The sequence below is a fragment of the Deltaproteobacteria bacterium CG11_big_fil_rev_8_21_14_0_20_49_13 genome (assembly GCA_002796305.1).
Taxonomy (GTDB): Bacteria; UBA10199; UBA10199.
Map to the genome: position 1 here is coordinate 17,256 of PCWZ01000040.1, position 3,599 is coordinate 20,854.

General features: G+C 48.3%; 3 protein-coding genes. All 3 read right to left on the bottom strand.

Going from position 1 to position 3,599, the window contains the following annotated elements; translation table 11 throughout:
• Positions 1 to 74: 74 nt before the first annotated feature.
• Genes tsaB through COV46_03440 form a run of 3 tightly spaced genes read right to left on the bottom strand, consistent with a single transcriptional unit; the run spans position 75 to position 3,433 of the window.
• A complete protein-coding gene (tsaB, locus tag COV46_03430) occupies positions 75 to 833 on the bottom strand; it encodes a tRNA (adenosine(37)-N6)-threonylcarbamoyltransferase complex dimerization subunit type 1 TsaB (GenBank protein PIR17635.1) in 759 nt (252 codons plus the stop codon).
• Positions 834 to 862: 29 nt separating this feature from the next.
• Positions 863 to 2,230, bottom strand: a complete 1,368-nt coding sequence (rseP, locus tag COV46_03435; protein ID PIR17636.1) for an RIP metalloprotease RseP — start codon at positions 2,228 to 2,230, stop codon at positions 863 to 865.
• Between the two features lie 60 nt (positions 2,231 to 2,290).
• The gene (locus tag COV46_03440) at positions 2,291 to 3,433 is read right to left on the bottom strand and encodes a 1-deoxy-D-xylulose-5-phosphate reductoisomerase (protein PIR17637.1); all 1,143 of its coding nucleotides are present in this window, start codon (positions 3,431 to 3,433) and stop codon (positions 2,291 to 2,293) included.
• Between the last annotated feature and the right edge of the window lie 166 nt (positions 3,434 to 3,599).

The window sequence follows — 3,599 nt, forward strand, 5'->3', positions numbered from 1 at the left end:
GTAATACCTTTGTTAAAAACTATAAGTATTTCAACTTCTTATTCGCACTGGCATACGAATAAGAAGTTGAAATACTATAGCGCCTTCGTTTCGGCGTCTGACTTTCTGATATAATTAGGGATGAGCCGGATAAGCTCATCCCTTTCGTTCTTCTGAAGCCTTTTAAATGCAATAAGTCCGGCCGCCCCTGCGATTGGAAATATCTTTTCTTTTGAAAGTACAAATCTATTGCCAAGGCGCTGTGCAAATATATCTTTATATTGAATCGCCCCGTCGCCGATAAAGAAAAGCTCGTCTTCTATATCTTTCAATCTGTCGCAAAGGGCATCGGGAGTTATTGAACACTCGTTGAGCATAATCTGAGGCAGGAAGCAGGAGGCATGAGGCACGATATTATATGTGGCAACATAAACTTCACCTCTATAGGCATTTATGCACGGAACGATGTTCATGCTTCGTGCTTCGTGCTTCATGCTTCGTAAGGAATAGGCCAGCGCCTCAAGCGAAGATATTCCTAAGATCGGCCTGTTTCCTTCAAGTGCAAGACCCTTCGCGGTGGCAAGGCCTATTCGAAGACCCGTAAACGACCCTGGACCTATGGCAACTGCGAAGGCATCGATGCTCTCTATCTTTAACTTTGCTTTCTTAAGCGCCGCCTCTATCTCTTTTATAAGGACTTCCGAGTGACCCGACTTTGTTTGATAAGAAATTTCCGAAAGCAGAGCATCACCGTCGAGAACGGCGATCGAACCCGCATGCGTTGATGTGTCTATTGAAAGAATGTTCATGCCCGTTGTCATCCTGAAGACGCAAGCCCGAAGGATCCTCCGCATCCAGCTAAAGGGGATTCTTCGCGTTCCGCTCAGAATGACACAAGCGAAGAGATCTTGCTTATCATGCTCTTTATTCCCCAGACGCTGTCTATATCGTTAACTGTTATCACCATGAAAAGCGTGAGCAATAGCGCGAGCCCCACATATTGGGCTATAGCGCGAACCTTGTTCGGTATCTTTCGCCCCGTAACCGCCTCAATTCCGCAAAAGAGAATGTGCCCGCCGTCGAGAACGGGTATCGGCATGAGATTTAATATCCCCAGCTGAATGCTTAGGAACGCGAGAAAATATATGAACTCAGGCAGACCGTACTTGGCCGCGGCGGCTGATGCCTGAGCTATCTGGATCGGCCCGCCAAGCGATTTATATGATAACTGCCCGGTAAAGAGCCTTTTAAGGACCTCAAAGGTGAGGCCTGTAAGTTTAACGCATTCTTCCGTTCCATGTTTTACCGCCTCGATAAGGCCGTACTGCCTTTTTACCATCGGCATATCGGTAGAGCGAAGGCTCTTTACTATCCCAACCACCCACTTATTTGCGTCTTTGTTGAACTCGGGCACAATATCGAAATCCAGCACCTTGCCTTCGCGTGCAACAGTGAACTTAAGAGGTTTCTCGCCGCTCGAGTGTATCAGCTCTGTCATCTCTATCCATCCGTCAACAGGGTTCCCGTTAACGGCTACGACCTTGTCACCCTTTTTGAGCCCCGCCTTTGCAGACGGGCCATTTGCCATGACCTGATCGATGTTCGCCTCATTGCCCAAAAAGAATCCGGGTTCAATTCCCACAAAGCCGGCCTTGATCTCCGGCATAGTCTCTACTTTCATCGTTGCGCTTATATCTTTACCATCGCGGGAAAATCCCAACGTTATCTCTTGACCGGCGGAGATTATGATATCTTTCTGGAGATCGTCCCATGTTGAGACTCCCTTGCCGTTGACCGTCTTTACCTCATCCCCGTTCTTGATACCGGCAAGTTCCGCTGGTGAATTCGCCTTAACGCCCATCACAACCGGAGGCTGGCTCAAGAACGCCGGCTCCATCCTGCCGATAAGGAAAACTACCGGCATAAAGACAAGGGCAAATACAAGATTGGTCAAAGGGCCCGCCGCAGTCACCTTTACCCTCTGCCATATGGTCTTGTTCATGAAAGAGCGTTCGTCGGTGGCGCCGCCTGCGTCGTCCGGGTCTTCTCCGGTCATCTTGACATACCCGCCAATGGGTATTGGGGCTATCTTATATTCCGTTTCGCCGCGTTTAAATTTAAGTATGGCCGGTCCAAAGCCTATAGAGAACTTCTCGACCCTAATTCCGTTCCTTCTTGCCACGATAAAATGTCCCAGCTCGTGGACCAGAATTAAAACGCCTATCGCAATAATAAAGTATAGAATTGTCATGGTCGGGGGTAGATAACAGGAATAAGGCCAAGTGTCAAAAAGAGAATAAGTAAGTGCCTTTTAAATGACCTCGGAAGCTTCGGTCCTTGCCCATTTGTCGGTGGCAAAAACGTCGTCCAGGCTTGAGAATTCTTGAGGTCTGTCTTTGTTTAATACCTCTTCTACTATCCTTGGAATATCCAAGAAACTTATCTTTTTATCAAGGAACGCGGAAACGGCTACCTCATTGGCTGCGTTTAGGACACATGGTGCGCTTCCGCCGGCCTTTGCGGCATTGTAGGCGAGCTTTAAACACCTGAATTTTTCAAGGTCCGGTTTTGTGAAGGTCAATTTCTCGAATTTTGTAAGATCTAGAAACTCGACCCCGCTCTCAACACGGTCAGGGTAGGCAAGGGCATATGCAATTGGCCCGCGCATATCGGGTAACGCCATCTGGGCAACAACGGCGCCATCGATGTATTCTACCATCGAGTGCACAATGCTTTGCGGGTGTATCACCGCCTCTATCTTTTCGACCGGCATGTCAAATAGCCAGCGCGCCTCTATCACCTCCAGACCCTTGTTCATCATGCTGGCCGAGTCTATCGTAATTTTGGCGCCCATGCTCCAGTTGGGGTGCTTCAGCGCCTGTTCGAGAGTGACGTTTTTAAGTTGCTCAAGCGTATACGCCCTGAACGGGCCGCCGGAGGCCGTAAGTATCATGCGTCTTACTTCTTTATGATTGTGGCCTATCAAAGACTGAAATAGTGCCGAGTGTTCGCTATCGATCGGTATCAGCTTCACGCCCATCGAAGCGACCTTCTTCATTACAACAGGCCCTGCGGCAACGAGCGTCTCTTTATTTGCAAGGGCCACGTTCTTGCCGGCCTCGATGGCTTTATAGGTCGGCTTCAGGCCCACCGCGCCTACAATGGCCGAGACCACAAGGTTGGCGTCCGGATATGTTGCTACCTCGCAGGCACCTTCAATTCCAAAAAGGACCTTACAATCGATAGGTCCTAAGCTCTTTAGTTTATCGGCGGCCTCTTTGTCGTGGACAGATACGATCTTGGGCCTGAATTTATTTATCTGCTCAAATAGTTTTACTGGATCGTGGCCTTCGGCCAGTGAAACGACGCAGAATTTATCAGGATTGCGCGCAACTACATCTAGCGTTGAGATGCCAATAGACCCTGTACTACCTAGAATTGCCAGCTTTTTCATTAAGTATGACCACTAACAAACATTTCAGAAAAATGGAAGCAAGATGTTTCAAACAATTAAAATCTAGGTAATTATTTTGAGGGCGCCTCTAAAAACCTGCTTGTTCTGTCATTGCGAGCCCCGAAGGGGCGCGGCAATCTCTAAGCAAACACTTGATTTATGGAGA